The organism is Pseudoalteromonas sp. Ld20, from assembly GCF_045064175.1.
Classification (GTDB): domain Bacteria; phylum Pseudomonadota; class Gammaproteobacteria; order Enterobacterales; family Alteromonadaceae; genus Pseudoalteromonas; species Pseudoalteromonas neustonica.
Genome location: NZ_JBISHB010000036.1, coordinates 92,845 through 112,288 on the forward strand (window position 1 = coordinate 92,845; position 19,444 = coordinate 112,288).

The 19,444-nt window shown below is 39.5% G+C and carries 18 protein-coding genes; 11 read left to right on the top strand and 7 right to left on the bottom strand.

All coding sequences use genetic code 11. The features are described from left to right. Nucleotides 1-101: 101 nt before the first annotated feature. On the top strand, nt 102-629 hold the full coding sequence (locus ACJJVX_RS13040) for a YaeQ family protein (RefSeq protein WP_054453443.1): 528 nt from the start codon (nt 102-104) through the stop codon (nt 627-629). Between the two features lie 31 nt (nt 630-660). On the opposite strand, the gene yfaE is transcribed toward ACJJVX_RS13040, so the two are convergent. The 5 genes from yfaE to ubiG all read right to left on the bottom strand — a co-directional run bounded on the left by yfaE (nt 661) and on the right by ubiG (nt 6,189). Next, the gene (gene yfaE, locus ACJJVX_RS13045; protein WP_054203620.1) at nt 661-933 is read right to left on the bottom strand and encodes a class I ribonucleotide reductase maintenance protein YfaE; all 273 of its coding nucleotides are present in this window, start codon (nt 931-933) and stop codon (nt 661-663) included. After that, nucleotides 933-2,063, bottom strand: a complete 1,131-nt coding sequence (gene nrdB / locus ACJJVX_RS13050) for a class Ia ribonucleoside-diphosphate reductase subunit beta (protein WP_054203621.1) — start codon at nt 2,061-2,063, stop codon at nt 933-935. The genes yfaE and nrdB overlap by 1 nt, the downstream gene beginning before the upstream one ends. A 69-nt stretch (nt 2,064-2,132) precedes the next feature. Further along, the gene (gene nrdA, locus ACJJVX_RS13055; protein WP_405631794.1) at nt 2,133-4,415 is read right to left on the bottom strand and encodes a class 1a ribonucleoside-diphosphate reductase subunit alpha; all 2,283 of its coding nucleotides are present in this window, start codon (nt 4,413-4,415) and stop codon (nt 2,133-2,135) included. Nucleotides 4,416-4,795: 380 nt separating this feature from the next. After that, nucleotides 4,796-5,479, bottom strand: coding sequence for an HAD family hydrolase (locus ACJJVX_RS13060; RefSeq protein ID WP_054453449.1), 684 nt, complete (start codon nt 5,477-5,479; stop codon nt 4,796-4,798). Further along, nucleotides 5,479-6,189: a bifunctional 2-polyprenyl-6-hydroxyphenol methylase/3-demethylubiquinol 3-O-methyltransferase UbiG gene (ubiG, locus tag ACJJVX_RS13065; protein WP_054203624.1), complete on the bottom strand. Its 711-nt coding sequence runs from the start codon at nt 6,187-6,189 to the stop codon at nt 5,479-5,481. Before ubiG ends, ACJJVX_RS13060 begins: the two co-directional genes overlap by 1 nt. Nucleotides 6,190-6,368: 179 nt before the next feature. Here ubiG and gyrA point away from each other — a divergent pair, with 179 nt between their 5' ends. The 10 genes from gyrA to ACJJVX_RS13115 all read left to right on the top strand — a co-directional run bounded on the left by gyrA (nt 6,369) and on the right by ACJJVX_RS13115 (nt 17,154). Beyond that, nucleotides 6,369-9,065, top strand: coding sequence for a DNA topoisomerase (ATP-hydrolyzing) subunit A (gyrA, locus tag ACJJVX_RS13070; RefSeq protein WP_054203625.1), 2,697 nt, complete (start codon nt 6,369-6,371; stop codon nt 9,063-9,065). Between the two features lie 130 nt (nt 9,066-9,195). Next, nucleotides 9,196-10,278 carry a 3-phosphoserine/phosphohydroxythreonine transaminase gene (gene serC / locus ACJJVX_RS13075; RefSeq protein WP_405631799.1) on the top strand — a complete coding sequence of 361 codons (1,083 nt, stop codon included), beginning with the start codon at nt 9,196-9,198 and terminating at the stop codon, nt 10,276-10,278. Beyond that, nucleotides 10,278-11,555: a 3-phosphoshikimate 1-carboxyvinyltransferase gene (gene aroA / locus ACJJVX_RS13080; protein ID WP_405631801.1), complete on the top strand. Its 1,278-nt coding sequence runs from the start codon at nt 10,278-10,280 to the stop codon at nt 11,553-11,555. Before serC ends, aroA begins: the two co-directional genes overlap by 1 nt. 107 nt (nt 11,556-11,662) lie before the next feature. After that, complete coding sequence (gene cmk, locus ACJJVX_RS13085) at nt 11,663-12,373, top strand: (d)CMP kinase (RefSeq protein ID WP_054453454.1); 711 nt, start codon at nt 11,663-11,665, stop codon at nt 12,371-12,373. Nucleotides 12,374-12,468: 95 nt separating this feature from the next. Beyond that, the gene (rpsA, locus tag ACJJVX_RS13090) at nt 12,469-14,136 is read left to right on the top strand and encodes a 30S ribosomal protein S1 (RefSeq protein ID WP_029216020.1); all 1,668 of its coding nucleotides are present in this window, start codon (nt 12,469-12,471) and stop codon (nt 14,134-14,136) included. 62 nt (nt 14,137-14,198) lie between these two features. Continuing rightward, nucleotides 14,199-14,486, top strand: a complete 288-nt coding sequence (gene ihfB / locus ACJJVX_RS13095; RefSeq protein ID WP_016707218.1) for an integration host factor subunit beta — start codon at nt 14,199-14,201, stop codon at nt 14,484-14,486. A 21-nt stretch (nt 14,487-14,507) separates the two neighbouring features. After that, nucleotides 14,508-14,789 (top strand): lipopolysaccharide assembly protein LapA domain-containing protein, encoded by a 282-nt coding sequence (locus tag ACJJVX_RS13100; RefSeq protein ID WP_054203629.1) that lies wholly within the window; start codon nt 14,508-14,510, stop codon nt 14,787-14,789. A gap of 2 nt (nt 14,790-14,791) precedes the next feature. Beyond that, nucleotides 14,792-15,928: a lipopolysaccharide assembly protein LapB gene (gene lapB / locus ACJJVX_RS13105; protein ID WP_054203630.1), complete on the top strand. Its 1,137-nt coding sequence runs from the start codon at nt 14,792-14,794 to the stop codon at nt 15,926-15,928. A gap of 48 nt (nt 15,929-15,976) precedes the next feature. Beyond that, nucleotides 15,977-16,681 carry an orotidine-5'-phosphate decarboxylase gene (pyrF, locus tag ACJJVX_RS13110; protein WP_054203631.1) on the top strand — a complete coding sequence of 235 codons (705 nt, stop codon included), beginning with the start codon at nt 15,977-15,979 and terminating at the stop codon, nt 16,679-16,681. Between the two features lie 98 nt (nt 16,682-16,779). Further along, nucleotides 16,780-17,154 (top strand): hypothetical protein, encoded by a 375-nt coding sequence (locus ACJJVX_RS13115; RefSeq protein ID WP_054203632.1) that lies wholly within the window; start codon nt 16,780-16,782, stop codon nt 17,152-17,154. A gap of 10 nt (nt 17,155-17,164) precedes the next feature. Here the strand turns inward: ACJJVX_RS13115 and ACJJVX_RS13120 are convergent, their stop codons facing one another. Next, on the bottom strand, nt 17,165-17,998 hold the full coding sequence (locus tag ACJJVX_RS13120; protein ID WP_054203633.1) for a S1 RNA-binding domain-containing protein: 834 nt from the start codon (nt 17,996-17,998) through the stop codon (nt 17,165-17,167). A 2-nt stretch (nt 17,999-18,000) separates the two neighbouring features. Next, entirely contained in the window at nt 18,001-19,329 is a 1,329-nt protein-coding gene (locus ACJJVX_RS13125) for a DEAD/DEAH box helicase (protein ID WP_054453526.1), read from the bottom strand. Between the last annotated feature and the right edge of the window lie 115 nt (nt 19,330-19,444).

Below are 19,444 nucleotides of genomic sequence, written 5' to 3' on the forward strand. Positions count from 1 at the left end.
ATAAAGTGGATCAATAATGTTATACCATAACTTTTAATAATCCGCTTAAATTTTTATATCCGCTATACTTACTTTTAAGTAGCCGATCATAGGTATTTGCAATGAGTGATAAAACCCGCGTTTTTAAAGCTCGGTTTACTATTGCTGATTTGCGCCAGCAACGGAACCACCAAGAAGTGTTCACTACGGCTTTAGTTAAGAATGAGAGCTTAGAGCATTTTATTTTAAAGCTACTTGGTTACTGTCTGCTATCTTATGATAAAGATGCGGTGATAAATAAGCAATTTGATAAACTAACGCCAGACGTTAGTATTAAAGCCTTAGACGAGCATTATAAGACATGGCTAAGTGTTGATAAGCCCGATGCAGAGCAGCTAATTAAAATAGCCAAAAATGTTGATGAGCTTCTTATATTGACCGCCGCCAATACTGATTGGCTAGCGGATGTTCAGACACGATTGAGTTTCTTTTCAAACAGCCATATTATTGAAATTGATCAGCAGTTTATTGATGATATACGGGCTGGCTTAACGAGAAACTTAAGCTGGGATGTTATAATAGATGACACAAGTTTGATGATAAGCGATAAAGATCATTGCTATGAAACGAATAAATTTGATTGGCACTAAAACGTACCAATGTTTATATCTCGTCTTTTAATCATTTAAAACTCAGGGTAATACTGCCATTTGGTTTACAACAACACAGTAATACTTCGCCTTCTCTGACAAACGCTAAAGGCTCTTGGTTATAATTAACAGTTCCATCAATAAGCGTTGCCCTACAGGCACCACAATAGCCTTCGCGGCACTGATAGGGCACAGTTAATTTGTTTTGTTCTAAACAGTCTAAAAGAGAAGGGCAGCCAGTATTAAAGTCAAAACACTGGCTGTCATCTGCAAGGTGAACCTTTGCAGTTTTTTGTACAGACATTAGAGATCAAAATCACCAAAGTCAGACGCATCTACTTGCGAGTCAATTTGGCCAACAAGGTATGAGCTTATTTCGGCTTCCTGTGGGGCAACCTGTACATTATCAGAAACAAGCCATGAGCTGATCCAAGGAATTGGATTGCTGTTACTCGGAAATTGTGCAGGTAGGCCAACTGCAATCATACGTGCATTGGTAATGTATTCTACGTATTGACAAAGAATATCTTTATTTAAACCAATCATGGATCCATCTTTAAATAAATACTCAGCCCATTCTTTTTCTTGCTCAGCAGCATCAACAAACATTTGAATTGCTTCTTCACGACACTGTGCGGCTACAATAGCCATTTCAGGGTCATCTTTGCCATCTTGCATAATATTAAGAATATGTTGTGTACCAGATAAATGCAGTGCTTCATCACGGGCAATAAGTTTTATTATTTTTGCATTACCTTCCATTAGCTCTCGCTCAGCAAATGCAAATGAGCAAGCAAAGCTAACATAAAAGCGGATCGCTTCTAAAATATTCACTGACATCATGGCAAGGTACAAAAGTTTTTTAAGCTCAAATAAACTGATATTAACGGTTTCACCGTTAAGCACATGCTTACCTTCACCATATAAGTTGTATACGGCAACTTTATTAATTAACTCGTCGTAATATTTAGTTACCGCATCAGCACGTTCACTAATTTTTTCATTACTGACGATATCGTCAAAAATAAGTTCAGGGGCTTGGGTTACATTACGAATAATATGTGTATATGAACGGCTATGAATTGTTTCACTGAATGCCCATGTTTCAATCCAAGTTTCAAGCTCAGGAATAGACACAATTGGCAGTAATGCAACATTAGGCGATCGACCTTGTACACTATCAAGCAAAGTTTGGTATTTTAAATTACTTAAAAATATATGTTTTTCGTGATCTGGCAAGGCTTGAAAATCTAAGCGGTCTTTGCTTACATCAACTTCTTCTGGGCGCCAAAAAAACGAAAGTTGTTTTTCAATTAATTTTTCGAAAATAGGGTACTTCTGTTGATCATAACGCGATACGTTAACGGTTTGGCCGAAAAACATCGGTTCTTGTAGTTGGTTATTATGGTTTCGGCTAAAAGTAGTATAAGACATAAGATCACTCAAAAAACGAACAGGATAAAGCGGGCGTAAAGCCCGCTTCAAATTTATATTTATAATCGATTAGATTTTACATGCGCCGCCTGCACAATCATCATCTTCCACTTCTGGTGTTTCGTCTTGCATATCAGAAGCACCATCACGTGTATTATGGTAGTAAAGTGTTTTAACTCCTAGTTTATATGCACCTAGTAAGTCTTGTAGTAACACCTTCATAGGTACTTTACCCCCTTCAAACTTATTTGGATCATAATTAGTGTTTGCAGAAATTGTTTGGTCAACAAATTTTTGCATAATACCAACAAGTTCTAAATAACCTTTGTTTGATGGGATATCCCATAATAACTCGTAGCTATCTTTTAGGCGCTCATACTCAGGCACAACTTGCTTTAAAATACCATCTTTACTGGCTTTTACACTGATATGCCCGCGAGGAGGCTCAATACCATTCGTTGCGTTTGAAATCTGTGATGATGTCTCTGACGGCATCAACGCAGATAACGTTGAGTTACGCATACCATACTGTTTAATATTGGCACGCAATGTGTCCCAATCTAGATGCAATGGCTCATCACAGATTTTATCTAAATCACGCTTATACGTATCTGTTGGCATAATACCTTGTGAATACGTTGTTTCGTTAAATTTAGGGCAAGCACCGCGTTCTTTTGCAAGTTCATTTGATGCTTTCATTAGGTAGTACTGAATTGCTTCAAATGTTTTGTGCGTTAATGCGTTAGCACTGCCATCAGAGTAACGCTTACTATTTTTAGCAAGATAGTAAGCGTAGTTGATTACGCCTATACCTAATGTGCGACGACCCATGGTTGCATTTTTTGCAGCAGGGACTGGGTAGTCTTGGAAATCAAGCAGATTATCAAGGGCGCGTACAGCCAGCTCTGCAAGTTCTTCAAGCTCATCCAGTGACTCAATCGCACCTAAGTTAAATGCTGACAAAGTACATAAAGCAATCTCGCCTTCTTCATCATTTACATTGTTAAGCGGCTTAGTTGGTAACGCTATTTCTAAACATAAGTTAGATTGACGAATAGGCGCAACTTTAGCAATGAACGGGCTGTGCGTATTACAGTGATCTACATTTTGTAAGTAAATACGGCCTGTACTTGCACGCTCTTGTGCAAACATTGAAAACAGTTCAATGGCTTTAATACGTTTTTTACGAATTGAGTCATCTTGTTCGTACTGCACATATAATTTATCAAATTCATCTTGATCTTCAAAAAATGCATTATATAAACCAGGCACGTCTGATGGGCTAAAGAGCGTGATGTAATCGTCTTTAATTAAACGCGAGTACATAAGTTTATTAAACTGAACACCGTAGTCAAGGTGACGTACACGGTTATCATCAACACCACGGTTGTTTTTAAGTACTAATAAATTTTCAACTTCTAAATGCCAAAGCGGGTAGAATAAAGTGGCTGCACCACCACGCACACCACCTTGCGAGCAGCTTTTAACGGCTGTTTGGAAGTGCTTATAAAAAGGAATACAACCGGTGTGGTAGGCTTCGCCATTGCGAATAGGGCTACCAAGTGCACGAATGCTACCAGCATTAATACCAATGCCTGCACGTTGCGATACGTATTTTACAATCGCGGATGATGTTGCATTGATAGAATCTAAGCTATCACCACACTCAATAAGTACACATGAACTAAATTGACGTGTCGGCGTACGTACACCGGCCATGATTGGTGTTGGTAATGAAATTTTAAATAATGAAACTGCGTCGTAAAAACGTTTAATGTAATCTAAACGTGTTTCTTTTGGGTAATCTGAAAACAGACTGGCGGCTACTAAAATGTATAAAAACTGCGCGCTCTCATAGATTTCGCCTGTAACGCGGTTTTGGACTAAATACTTACCTTCAAGTTGTTTAACCGCAGCGTAGCTGAAGTTTAAATCACGTCCATGATCAAGGTACTCGTCCAATGCATCAATTTCTTGTTCTGTGTAATCAGCCAGTAAGTGAGCGTCGTAGCGCTTGTCTTCAACTAGCTTAACAATGTGATCATATAAACGAGGTGGTTCAAATTGACCATATGCTTTTTTACGTAGGTGGAATACAGCTAAACGTGCAGCTAAGTACTGATAATCAGGAGACTCTTTAGAGATCTGATCGGCTGCCGCTTTAATGATGGTTTCATGAATGTCTTCGGTACGAATACCGTCATAAAATTGAATATGTGATTTTAATTCAACTTGCGAGACAGAGACATTTTTTAGACCCTCGGCGGCCCAAGCAATAACGCGATGGATCTTATCTAAATCAAGTGACTCTTTGCGGCCGTCACGTTTGCTTACAGATAGCTGTTGGTTCATAATTTTGCCTGTATTCCTTGAGGAAATATTTTCTAAAAAAATTTTTATTGTGTTAATTCTACTTTAACGAGAATTTAATTGTATAAGTCTTAGCCACAACATCTGGTGCTTATCAAATTCTAGGTCACAAGATAGAGTGGTCTGCGATCTTTTGCAAGGTACATAAATACCCTTGATTGTGGATAAGGTTGGGATAACATGATTGTGTTAGTGGGCATTAACCTTTGACCTTCTGATTAAAATGAAATTTATAAAAATCAACTCCAGATTGAGTAAATTATCTCATTTTAAAAATAAATTTCTGCTGCTTTTTTTATCAGCAATCAATGCACAAAAATTAACACAATCACAATATGTAGTGGTTAAAAATTAGCTAGGCACTATATATGGTTAAAAGCATCAATAGGGGAGTACCAATTAAAATCAGCTTGCCAGCCTATTGCATCAGCTACACTAGGGATATATCCCCATAATGCCGTAGCGCTGTGCATGTTTGCAGCTTTGGCTGCGACAATGTCACGCTGTGCATCACCTATGTATAAACACCGAGTTGGTTCAACACCTAATAAATTAGCGGTGTGTAGTAGCGGCAATGGGGAAGGCTTGGCTACTGCTAACGTGTCACCACTGACAACCGCTTGCGCGCCTTTTAATTCAGTAATCGCTGAAACTAATGGGGTGGTCAAAAAGCCAGGTTTATTGGTCATTATTCCCCATTTAATGTTTTTTTGCTCAAGAGCAATTAATAAAGACGCTATACCAGAAAAACAGTGGCTATGCGTTGCAATATTATTTGCGTAAGCATTTAACAATTGCTGGCGTAAATCACCTTGCTTTGGGTGAGCATGCCACTGCTGGCCGAACCCGGCTTCCAGCAGCGCCATGGCACCATTAGAAGCTGCAGGACGATAGATGTCAGCCGAAACCTGTGGTTGATCATGATCAACGAGTACGCTATTAAGCGCTGCGCCTAGATCATCTGCGGTGTCCAGTAGTGTGCCATCTAAATCAAAAATAAAGGCATCATAGCTAATAACTGGCGTTGCTGTTTTAGAGTCAGCCATTACGCCAGTTTCTCAAAGTGCAAAATATAATTAACGCTGACATCGGTATTTAAGCTGTATTGCTTTGATAGCGGGTTATAACTAAGGCCAGCGCTGGCACGTACTTTTAATCCAGCTTGCTCTGCCCATGCAATAAGTTGTGCAGGTTTAATAAATTTTTTGTGGTCGTGAGTTCCCTCTGGCACCATTTTTAATAACTTTTCTGCGCCAACAATGGCAAACAAATATGCTTTTGGGGTTTTATTTAAGGTTGAAAAAAATACATCCGCACCCGGTTTGGCTAGTTTGGCAACGGCATGGATAATAGAAGCGGGATCAGGTACATGTTCTAACATTTCCATGCAGGTAATAGTATCAAAGCGAGCAGGGTACTGCGCTGCATACTCTTCTGCTGGTATTTTTATATACTCAACATTTACACCTGTTTCTAAACTGTGCAATTTAGCCACGGTTAATGGTTCTTGACCCATATCAATACCGGTCACGTGTGCGCCCATTCGCGCCATACTTTCACTTAAAATTCCACCACCACAGCCTACGTCGAGTGTTTCTTTGTCAAACAAACCATGGGCTTTGTCGGCTATGAAGTCTAATCGTAACGGGTTGATCTCATGAAGAGGTTTAAATTCTCCATCTCGGTCCCACCATCGTTCGGCAATGGCTTCAAATTTTGCAATTTCTGCGTTATCTACATTTTGATGTTCGGTCATAAAAAGCTTCCTCGTCAATCTGAGGCCATTATATAGGGGGAAATTAATAAATCGCAAAGATTTAGCGCCTGTAAATATAAATAAATTGTGGTAGCATGACTTGGTAATAATAACTAAATACCCGCAAGCGCCCAGTATGTGGCACTTTAGGGGTAAATACTGAAGGAATGTGATATCAAATGACTGATTTCGCCAATGAAATTCTGCCAGTCAATATTGAAGACGAGTTAAAAAACTCCTATTTAGATTACGCGATGAGCGTAATTGTAGGACGAGCATTACCAGACGTACGTGACGGTTTAAAACCTGTTCACCGCCGCGTTTTGTTTGCTATGAACGAGCTTAATAATGATTGGAATAAGCCTTACAAAAAATCAGCCCGTGTGGTTGGTGACGTAATTGGTAAATACCATCCCCATGGCGACAGCGCTGTGTATGACACGATCGTACGTATGGCACAGCCATTCTCATTACGTTATATGCTAGTAGACGGCCAAGGTAACTTTGGTTCAGTTGATGGTGACTCAGCAGCAGCAATGCGTTATACGGAAGTCCGTATGGCGAAAATGTCTCATGAGCTTTTGGCCGATCTTGAAAAAGAAACGGTTGATTTTGTACCTAACTACGACGGTACAGAGCAAATTCCTGACGTATTGCCTACGAAAGTTCCTAACTTATTAGTAAACGGTTCATCGGGTATTGCGGTAGGTATGGCAACAAACATTCCGCCTCATAACTTAACTGAAGTTGTGAATGGTTGTTTAGCCCTTATTCAAAACCCTGATTTAACAATCCTTGAGTTAATGGATTATATTCCGGGGCCAGATTTCCCAACTGCGGCAATTATTAATGGTAAAAAAGGCATTGAACAAGCCTATTTAACCGGTCGCGGTAAAGTGTACATGCGTGCACGTGCAGAAATCGAAGTCGACGAAAAAACTCATCGTGAAACGATTATCGTTCACGAAATCCCTTATCAAGTAAACAAAGCGCGTTTAATCGAAAAGATTGCAGAGCTGGTTAAAGATAAGAAGATTGAAGGTATTAGTGCATTACGTGATGAATCAGATAAAGACGGTATGCGTATCGTTATCGAGATCAAACGTGGTGATGTAGGTGAAGTGATTCTAAACAACCTTTATGCACAAACTCAGTTACAAACTGTGTTTGGTATGAACATGGTTGCCTTAATTAATAATCAACCTAAGTGTTTCAATTTAAAAGAAATGCTTGAAGAGTTTATTATTCACCGTCGTGAAGTTGTAACGCGCCGCACCGTATTTGATTTACGTAAAGCTCGCGATCGTGCACACATGCTCGAAGGTTTAGCGATTGCACTTGCAAACATTGACCCAATTATCGAACTTATTCGTAACTCGCCAACCCCAGCTGAAGCAAAAATTGCCTTAGCTGCGCGTCCGTGGGAACTAGGTAATGTTAAAGCCATGCTTGAAAAAGCGGGTGAAGCAAATGTAGCGCGTCCTGATTGGTTAGCTGATGACTTAGGCATTCGTGATGGTCAGTACTATATTTCTGAGCAACAAGCCCAAGCTATCCTTGATTTGCGTTTACATAAGCTAACAGGTCTTGAGCACGAAAAGATTCTAAGCGAATACCAAACGTTATTAGATTTAATTGCTGAGCTTTTATATATTCTTGCTACACCAGAGCGTTTAATGGAAGTTATCCGCGATGAGCTAGTTGAAATTAAAGCGCAATATGGTGATGAACGTCGTACGGAAATCAATGCCGCAGCGCATGATATCAGTTTAGAAGACTTGATCACTGAAGAAGACGTAGTAGTTACACTTTCTCACGAAGGTTACGTTAAGTATCAACCATTATCTGATTACGAAGCACAGCGTCGTGGTGGTAAAGGTAAGTCAGCAACGAAGATGAAAGATGAAGATTTCATCGAACGTTTATTAGTTGCAAATACGCACGATACGATTCTGTGTTTCTCAACAGCTGGTCGCTTATATTGGCTTAAAGTGTATCAATTACCGCTTGCTAGCCGAGCTGCCCGCGGTAAGCCAATTGTAAACTTACTGCCGCTTGAGGCTGACGAACGTATCACAGCAATCTTGCCGGTGCGTGAATATGCAGAAGATAAATACATCTTTATGGCAACTGCATTTGGTACAGTTAAGAAAACACCACTGACAGCGTATAGCCGTCAACGTGCTAGCGGTATTATTGCCGTTAACTTAAATGATGGTGATAGCTTAATTGGTGTAGACATCACTGATGGAAGCAACGAGATCATGCTATTCACTGATGCTGGTAAAGTTGTTCGCTTTAAAGAAGCTGAAGAATCTCCAGTATTAGATGAAAATGGTAACCCAGTACTTGATGAAAATGGTAAGCCAGAAATCAAGTTCAAAGGTGTACGCCAGATGGGTCGTACAGCAACGGGTGTTCGTGGTATTAAAATGCCTGAAGGTCAACGTGTTGTCTCATTAATTGTACCTAAGACAGATGGTGCTATCTTAACAGTAACTGAAAACGGTTACGGTAAGCGTACTTTACTTGAAGATTATCCATCGAAGAGTCGTGCGACTCAAGGTGTGGTATCAATCAAAGTAAGTGAGCGTAATGGTGCTGTTGTTGGTGCAGTTCAAGTTGATGATAACGATGAAATCATGATTATATCTAATCGTGGAACCTTAGTACGAACTCGCGTTAACGAAGTTTCTACAGTTGGGCGTAATACCCAAGGTGTTATTTTGATAAGAACTATTGACGAAGAGCAAGTAGTTGGTTTACAACGTATCGAAGAAATTGAAATCGATGAGCTTGAAGCTATCGAAGGCGAAAGCGTTGAAGTAGTCGAGATTGTTAATGATGACGCTGGGGATAACCCTCCAGCAGAATAGCATTAATAAATAAAAGCGGCTTTGGCCGCTTTTTTTTATTGTTAAAATAAAACTGAGCAATAATATTAATCCCCAGATACGGGGATAAATATACACTCTTATTGTTAAATTACTGGAATGAGGAAAGGTAATGAGTAAATATAATTTTTGTGCGGGGCCTGCAATGTTGCCGCCAGAAGTAATGGCAAAAGCACAAAAAGAATTTGTTGATTGGCAAGATTTAGGTGTGTCGGTGATGGAGATAAGCCACCGAAGTAAAGAGTTTTTAGCGCTCACAGCAAAATGTGAAGCAAGTCTACGCCGTTTGATGGATATTAGTGACGAGTTTGAAATATTATTTATGCACGGTGGTGGTCGCGGTCAATTTGCTGCAGTACCGTTAAATTTGCACCTCGATGACAAAGCCGCCGTGTATTGTGAAAACGGCGTATGGTCAAAAGGCGCAGTAACTGAGGCATTAAAATTTACACAAGTGACAGAGCTTGATGTACGTAATGATAGTGATGAGCAATTTTCAATCAAGCCAGTGAGCGAATGGCAATTCCCCGCTGATCCGTCATACATTCATTATTGCCCTAATGAAACCATTGATGGTATCGAAGTATTTGACGTACCAAGTCATCCTACTGCACCCATAATCGCAGATATGTCATCAACGATCTTATCTCGTGAATTTGACGTCAATAAGTTTGATTTAATCTATGCTGGCGCGCAAAAGAATATTGGTCCATCAGGCTTAGCCATTGTCATCATCCGTAAAACCTTGTTAGAGCGCCAAGGCTTAGCTAAACCTGGTGTATTTGATTACGCGCTAGAGGTTAAGCAAGGCAGTATGTATAACACACCGCCAACATTTGCATGGTATTTAGCAGCGGAAGTGTTCGAATGGCTTGAGCAAAATGGTGGCGTTAAAGCCATGGAACAGCAAAACATTGCAAAAGCCGAATTACTTTATGGTTTTATTGACGAGTCGCCATTTTATAACAATAAAGTGGCAAAACACTGTCGTTCACGCATGAATGTACCATTTTGGTTAAACGATGAAAGTTTGAATCAGCAATTTCTATCACACGCTAAAGAAGCTGGTTTACTAGCCCTTGAGGGACACCGTATTGTTGGTGGCATGCGCGCGAGTCTTTATAACGCAATGCCACTTGCCGGTGTACAGGCTTTAGTTGATTTCATGGCAAAGTTTGCCAAGGAGAACAGCTAATGGAGCAACTACGTTTAGAGCCAATTAATAACGTAAATGGTAGCGTGACATTACCTGGCTCAAAAAGTTTATCAAACCGTATTTTATTATTGGCAGCACTTGCTGAAGGTACAACGGTTGTTGAAAATTTATTGGACAGTGACGATATTCGCCACATGCTAGGCGCATTAAAATTATTGGGTGTAGGTGTAAGCCTCAATGATGATAAAACAGTTGCAACAGTAAAAGGTGTTGGCGGGCAATTATTAACCCCATCAGAGCCATTATTTCTTGGTAATGCTGGTACAGCGTATCGTCCTCTAACGGCCGTACTTGCTGCTGTATCAGGCGAGTACGAATTAATTGGTGAACCGCGCATGGAAGAGCGACCTATTGGTCATTTGGTTGATGCACTGCAAGCGCTTGGCGGTGATGTAACTTATTTAAAAAATAAAGATTATCCGCCACTAAAAATCGTGGGTGGACAGATTAAGGGCGGACAGGTTGAAATTGACGGCAGTATTTCAAGTCAATTTTTAACCGCGCTATTAATGGCAGCCCCTTTATTCAGTGGTGACACCAAGATCACAATTAAAGGCGCGTTAGTTTCAAAACCTTATATTGATATTACCCTCGATGTAATGGCACGTTTTGGTATTGCAGTAGCGAATGATGATTACAAAACCTTTATCGTAAAAGGCGCACAGCAATACCAAGCGATTGAACGCATTATGGTTGAAGGTGATGCGTCATCAGCCTCTTATTTCGTAGCTGCAGCTGCGATTGCAGGTGGTGAAATAGAAATCAAAGGCGTTGGTGCTAAATCAGTGCAAGGTGACATTGGTTTTGCCAAAGTGATGGAGCAGGTGGGTGCTAAAATTGATTGGTATGATGAGCGCTTAGTTGTTCGCAAAGGGCAATTGAAAGGTGTAGACATAGATGCCAACGCTATTCCTGATGCAGCGATGACACTTGCAACAGTGGCTTTATTTGCAGATGGCCCTACAGCTATTCGTAATATTTATAATTGGCGCGTAAAGGAAACTGACCGCTTACATGCAATGGCAACTGAGCTTCGTAAAGTCGGGGCTGAAGTTGTTGAAGGGGAAGATTTTATCGAAATTATCCCCCCAACACACTTTAATGACGTTGCAATTGATACATACGACGATCACCGGATAGCCATGTGTTTTGCTATGGTAGCAGTAGGTGGAAAAGCAATTACAATTAATGATCCTAAATGTACCTATAAAACATTTCCGACATTTTTCAAGACCCTAGCGTCAGTAAGTCATTAAGGTACAGCGTTGTTGATATAAAAAGTTACATACAAAAAGCGGATAAATTTAATTATCTGACGTATAATATGGCGGTTTTATTTTGGTGTGCATTGAAGGAGGTTTAAATGCAGGCGTTATTAATGCCCGTAATCACCGTTGATGGCCCAAGTGGTTCAGGTAAAGGAACTGTTTGTCGCTTGTTAGCCGAGAAATTAGGGTGGGATGTATTAGACAGTGGTGCTATTTATCGTGTTTTATCACTGGCTGCACTTCACCATCAAATTGCATTGGACAATGAAGAGGCATTAGTGCCTTTAGCTGCCAATTTAGATGTGCAATTTTTAGTGGATAGTCAAACAAATGCTGGAAAAGTTATTCTTGAAGGCGAAGACGTATCAACTACAATACGTAATGAAGAGGTTGGTGCTGCAGCGTCAAAAGTTGCAGCGTTACCACGCGTTAGAGAGGCCTTATTACGCCGCCAGCGCGCATTTCGCACAGAAAATGGCTTAGTTGCAGATGGCCGAGATATGGGCACTGTCGTGTTTCCAGATGCGCCATTGAAAATATATTTAACCGCAAGTGCAGAAGAACGTGCTCGTAGACGTTTTGTTGAGTTGAATGAGCGCGGTCTTGATGTTACACTAAGTGGTCTATTAGAAGACATTAAAGCACGTGATGATCGCGATATGAATCGTGCTGTTGCGCCGCTTGTGCCTGCAGATGATGCAATTGAACTCGATACTAGCGAGCTTAATGCTCAGCAAGTATTTGATAAAGTTATAACTTTAATCGATATTGCAATATCTGAAGGTAAGTTTCCTAAACGAAACTAAACACATTTTATGCACCAGCAGGATGCCAGTGCTATTTTAACAACCCCATGCAGCATGGTTGCTAATTGGTAATAATATATGAGACGTATATTCGTATGTCAGAAAATTTTGCGCAGTTATTTGAAGAAAGCTTAAAGGGTTTTGAAGCAGAGCAAGGCTCTATTGTTAAAGGTACAGTTATCTCAATCGAGAACAACATTGTACTTGTAGATGCTGGTCTTAAATCAGAAAGTGCTATCCCTGCAGAGCAGTTCAAAAATGCTGCTGGTGAACTAGAAGTTGCTGTTGGCGACGAAGTAGATGTTGCACTAGATGCAATTGAAGACGGTTTCGGTGAAACTATCCTTTCTCGTGAGAAAGCTAAGCGTCACGAAGCATGGATCCGTCTTGAGAAAGCATGTGAAGAGCAAGAGACTGTTACTGGTGTTATCAACGGTAAAGTTAAAGGCGGTTTCACAGTTGAAGTTGATTCAATCCGTGCTTTCCTACCTGGTTCACTTGTTGATGTTCGTCCAGTACGTGACACAACTCACCTTGAAGGCAAAGAGCTTGAATTTAAAGTAATCAAGCTTGATCAAAAACGTAACAACGTTGTTGTTTCACGTCGTGCAGTTATCGAATCTGAAAACTCACAAGAACGTGAAGAGCTTCTTGCTAACCTTGTTGAAGGTCAAGAAGTTAAAGGTATCGTTAAGAACCTTACTGACTACGGTGCATTCGTTGACCTTGGTGGTGTTGATGGTCTACTACACATTACTGATATGGCGTGGAAGCGTGTTAAGCACCCTTCAGAAATCGTTAATGTTGGCGACGAAATCGCAGTTAAAGTTCTTAAATTCGACAAAGATAAAACTCGTGTATCTCTAGGTCTTAAACAGCTTGGCGAAGATCCATGGGCAGCTATCGCTGGTCGTTACCCAGAAGGTTCTAAACTTTCTGGTCGTGTAACTAACCTTACTGATTACGGTTGCTTCGTAGAAATCGAAGAAGGCGTTGAAGGTCTAGTACACGTTTCTGAAATGGATTGGACTAACAAGAACATCCATCCTTCAAAAGTTGTTAGCCTTGGCGACACTGTTGAAGTTATGGTTCTTGAAATTGACGAAGAACGTCGTCGTATTTCACTTGGTCTTAAGCAATGTATTGCTAATCCTTGGCAAGAATTTGCTCGTCTTCAAAACAAAGGCGATCAAGTTACTGGTAAGATCAAATCAATCACTGACTTCGGTATCTTTATCGGTCTTGACGGTGGTATTGACGGTCTTGTACACCTTTCAGACATTTCTTGGAATACACCTGGCGAAGACGCTGTACGTGAATTCAAGAAAGGCGACGAAATCACTGCTATCGTATTGCAAGTTGACCCAGAGCGTGAACGTATCTCTCTAGGTGTTAAGCAAATCGAAGCTGACCCATTCAATAACTACCTTGATGCAAACAAAAAAGGTGCTATTGTTAAAGGTAAAGTGACTGAAGTTGATGCGAAAGGCGCAACTGTTGAACTTATCGAAGGCGTTGAAGGTTACATCCGTGTAGCTGATATCGCTCAAGAGCGCGTTGAAGATGCAACTACTGTTGTTTCTGTAGGCGACGAAATTGAAGTGAAATATGTTGGTGTTGATCGTAAGAACCGCACTTTAAGCCTTTCAGTTAAAGCTCTTTTCGAAGCAGAAGAGAAAGAAGTACTAGAAAAGCTTAAGAAAGAAGAGCCAGTGTTTGAAAACGCAATGGCAGCTGCTTTCGCAAATGCACAAAAAGACTAATTAATCAGTCTTAATTGGAAGGGCAGTGTTGCCCTTCCTTTATCTCTTTTTAAGGAAACGTTATGACTAAGTCAGAATTGATAGAACAATTAGCCGAGCAACACGCACATGTCCCTGTGAAAGATGTTGAAAATGCTGTTAAAGAAATTCTTGAACAAATGGCCGGCTCATTATCAAGCTCAGATCGCATAGAAATTCGTGGTTTTGGTAGTTTCTCATTACATTTTCGCTCACCTCGCACAGGTCGTAACCCTAAAACAGGCGATACTGTTGAGTTAGAAGGTAAGCATGTACCACATTTTAAACCAGGCAAAGAATTACGCGATCGTGTAAATGCGAGTATTGCCTAGTTATTAAGTTGGAGTAGTTACTTGTTTAGGGTATTAAAAATTATTCTGGTAGCAATATGCCTAATTTTTGCATTTGTACTTGGTTCGCAAAATCCGCACTTGGTGAAAATCAATTATATTATTGCCAGTAATACGTTACCCCTCGCAATGATTATAAGTATCTGTTTTGCTTTAGGTGTCGTGATCGGTTGCTTTATAAGCTTTAAGTTGTTTTCACAATTGAAGTGGCAAAACTACCGTTTGAAAAAAAAATTAGCACCTGAAAAAAATAAAAATAAGCTCGTAGCTAATAAAGATTCTTAATTATGATTGAGCTTTTGTTTTTACTTTTGCCTGTTGCGGCTGGTTATGGCTGGATAATGGGTAAGAACAGTGCTAAAAACCAAGCTCATCAGCTAAATCGTCAGATCACGTCTGAATACAGTAAAGGCTTAAAGTTTTTACTCGACAGAGAAGAAGATCAAGGTCTTGAGCATCTAATTAACTTGCTTGAGGTATCAGCTGACTCTGTTGAACATTATTCTACACTTGCGACTATGTTTCGCCGTCGAGGCGAGTTAGACCGCGCGATAAAAATTCACGAACTGCTGCTTAAACACCCAAGCCTTAATGAACAACAAGCTGCCAGTAGCCGACTTGAACTTGCCGAAGATTATATTATGGCGGGTTTGCTTGATGGCGCCGAAGAGCATTTAGTGTGGTTGATAAAAGCAAACCACAGTGATGCATTAGAACCGATACTTAATTTATATTCACAAACACGTGAATGGGAAAAAGGTATTAATATGTTCGAGGCTCACAGCGACTTATTTTCAAAGCCACAGCACTTTAAAGCCATAGCCAATTTTTATTGTGAGGCTGCGTTAATAGATAACGACCCACAAGTTATGCGCAAAGCTATTAGTCTAAATCATAAAGCAATTCGCCCTTTGTATGAATTAGGTAAGTCTGCTTATGCAAAAGAGGATTATGTAAAAGCGATTTATTATTGGCGTGAGCTGATATGTACTTTTACTTTTTTTGCTCCTTTATTTATTGATGATCTTGCTCACAGCTATAATCAGTTAAAGTTGACTGAGCAATTTCATGCGTTACTTTTACAATTGCTTGATAAGGGCGGGGTGTTGATAAAAATAAAACATTGCCAAGCATTACTTGAGCAAGGGCACACAGATCAAGCAATTAAATTTTTAACTGATAGCTTAAAGCGTCAACCTACAATTCGCGGTTTTAGTTTTTTATTACAGCTTCTTGCTAAACAAAATACAGATATTAAAGATGTGCTTGATCAAATCGATAAGTTAGTCACCTCTTATATTGCCACAAAACCAGATTTTCAATGTCAACACTGTGGTTTCACCAGCCATACAATTTATTGGGTTTGTCCATCGTGTAAACATTGGGAAACCATTGTACCAAGCCGTGGTTTAGACGGTTTTTAGTTTTCTATAAAATATTCACTTACTTCTACAATTAGTTTTAGGAAAGTTATGTCTCTCGAACATTCAAAAAAAGTTCTTATCGCCCTCGATTATGATGATCAACAAACAGCTTTAAATTTCGTTAAACAATTATCACCAGATACTTGCCGCTTAAAGGTTGGCAAAGAAATGTTTACTTACTTTGGGCCTGCTTTTGTTAAAGAACTCATTGATTTAGGTTTTGATGTATTTCTAGATTTGAAGTTTCATGATATTCCTAATACGGTTGCAAAAGCGGTAACGGCGGCTGCAAAAATGGGTGTTTGGATGGTTAATGTTCATGCCAGTGGCGGTGTTGAAATGATGACTAAAGCGAAGCAAGCACTTGAACAATTTGGTGATGAAGCGCCATTATTAATTGCAGTTACAGTATTAACAAGTATGGATAGTGCCGAATTAAAAAGACTCGGTATTGATAAAACACCTGCTGAACAGGTAGTTTATTTAGCAAAACTGGCTAAAGAGTCGGGGTTAGATGGCGTTGTGTGCTCAGCACAAGAAGCCAAACAACTAAAATCAATATTAGGAAGTGACTTTAAACTTGTTACACCTGGTATTCGCCCAGAAGGCAGCGCAGCAGGTGATCAGAAGCGGATAATGACACCAAAACAAGCTATTGACGATGGTAGTGACTATCTAGTTATCGGTCGTCCTATAACGCAAGCAGATGATCCTGTTTCTGTTTTGATAAATGTTAATAATTCGATTTCTTAAAATTAACTTTTACCTATACTTTAGTACCAATGTTTTTAATTACAATTTATAACTGATCTGTTATATTAGCCTATATTAGTTTGTTGTATGGGCTTTTTATGAAATATATTATTACTTCTATTTTGTTGTTTGTTATCTATTTTTCGGTTAATAAATATGGGGTTTCTGCTAATTCATTTGATGATTCATCAAATGTGAGCGATGCATTCAATATTTATCCTGTCAATCTCGTTGACTTTAAGCTAACGCTTGTTAAATATATCCATCATGTATGCGAGAAGAATGAAGAAAGATTAACCCAAATGAAAAGTGATGTTTCAGAATGTATTTCAGCTCATGATCTTGCTAAGGATAAATGTGAGGTAAAAGTTTTACGTTTAGCGCCATTTAATATTGAAAATAAAGAAGATTTAGATGAGTATGGGCAAGATTACAAACAGTGTACCTTGCCCTATAAAAATTTAGTGGGTTAGTTTTTGTTATTTAAGCTTTTAAGCGAATTGCTTTTGCTTCTATATCAATTAAACCTTGCTTAAATAAACCACCAATCGCTTTTTTATAATTAGCTTTGCTGGTTGAAAAAACTTTTTTGATTACTTCTGGATCTGATTTATCGCCAAGTGCAATGACACCACCCTCGGCTTTTAATTTATCCATTATTTTTTCACCAAGGTCACTTACCTTTCCCATTCCTGGTTTTTCAAGAATGACGTCAATTTTTCCGTCTTCACGTACTTTTTGAATAAAACCAGTTAAGCGCTGGCCAACAAACATGTTTTTAAACACCATGTTGTAAAAAATTACGCCATAATGTGCTTCTTCAATTAACACTTTATAGCCAATATCCGTTTTACCGGCGACAATCAATTGTACTTCTTGCAGTGGTGTATATTCTGGTTCAGTTTTATTGATGAAGCGATTAAAGTTATTTGAAGCACAAATACGGCCACTTGCATTATCTAAGTACAAACGAACTAAATAAGAATAGCCTTCTTGCATTCTAGGTTTTTGTTCGTTAAATGGTGCAAGTACATCCTTCTCAAGACCCCAATCTAAAAAAGCACCAATGCTGTTCATTTCTTTTACGCGAAGCAGGGCGTACTCACCCACTTGTGCTAATGGCTTTTTAGTTGTTGCTGTTGCTAAGTTAGCATTATCTAAGAAAATGAATACGCTGATACTATCGCCAGCTTCTAATTCATATTTGATTTCATTACTTGGTAAGAAAACCTCGCCTAGGTCATGACCATCAAGGTACGCGCCTTCGTTACTTACTTCATTAACGAATAGTGTTTGGGTGGTTCCGAGGTAACTCATAATTATTCCTGTTCTGGCTTTTTACGACGGCGCATTGGGGCATCGCCATCAATATTAAGGGGGGCTTTAATCGGTGCTTGTGGCTTTTTAGACTTAGACTTACGCTTGGTCATTACCTTTGCTTTTGGTTTTGCTTTATCTTGCTCTTTAGCCCAAATAGCATCAGGTTTTGGTTCGCGGAGACCTTTAAATTTACCTTTAAGCCCTTCGATGGTATGAAACTCAAGTTCATCATTTAAAAAAGCTTTAATTGCTTTGTAGCTTAACCAATCTTTAGGTCCAACGAGTGAAATTGCAGTGCCTTTAAAACCTGCACGACCTGTCCTGCCTATACGATGAACATACTCTTCAGCGTGTTTAGGTAAATCAAAATTAATTACGTGTGTGACACTGAGTAAATCAAGGCCGCGGGATGCGACATCTGTTGTAATCAAAATCTTAAAGTTTTCACGACTAAAGCTGTCCATAATCTCAAGACGTTTATTTTGTGCAAGGTCACCTGCTAAGGCTTGTGCTTTAAATCCTTTTGCATTGAGCGCATCACTTAAACGGCTTGTATCCGCACGGGTTGCTGTAAAAATAATACATTGGCCCACATCATCTTGCTTTAAAAAGTGCTCAAGCAATGCTTCTTTGTGATCAAGGTGATCAGCTAAAAATAAACTTTGCTTAATGTCTGAATGTTGTTCGTTAGCGGCACTGAGCGTAATTTGTTTTGGCTTTTTTAATAAATTACGTGATAGCGCATCAACTTGGGCATGATCAAGTGTTGCAGAAAACAATAAGGTTTGACGCAGGCGATGATCCGCTTGTTCATTGATCATTTTTAGCTGTTCGGTGAAACCTAAATCTAAAATTCGGTCTGCTTCATCAAAAATAAGTAATTCAAGGCCACTTAATTGTAATGAGCGTTTTGTTATGTGATCAGCTAAACGTCCAGGTGTTGCAATAACGAATTGTGGATCATTACGAAGAGCTTTAATTTGATCATTAAAATTCTCACCGCCTAGTATTTTTACCGCTTTAATATTAGTACCCGCAATTAAAAGTCGAAGCTGAGTAAATACTTGTGTAGCAAGTTCGCGAGTAGGCGCGACGATAAGTACTCGAGGATCGCGTTTACTGAGCGCTTTTTGCTTCATGACTCGTTGAACTGCTGGGAGTAAAAAAGCTAAGGTTTTGCCTGACCCAGTTTTAGACTGAGCGAAAATGTCATGACCTGCAAGTGCTGTTGGCACTGCATGGGCTTGAATATCTGTAGGCTGGGTGATCCCTTGATGAGCTAATTGTGTTTCAAGGCGAGTATCAATCCCAAGATCAGTAAAGTGCAAAGTGTATTTCTCCAAATGAGCAATTAATTGGGTATAAGCCAACAATAATGTCGCTATTATAGCGTAGTAGAGTGCTTGGCCGACAGTAAAAACCTGTTTATCACTGCTTTTTTTG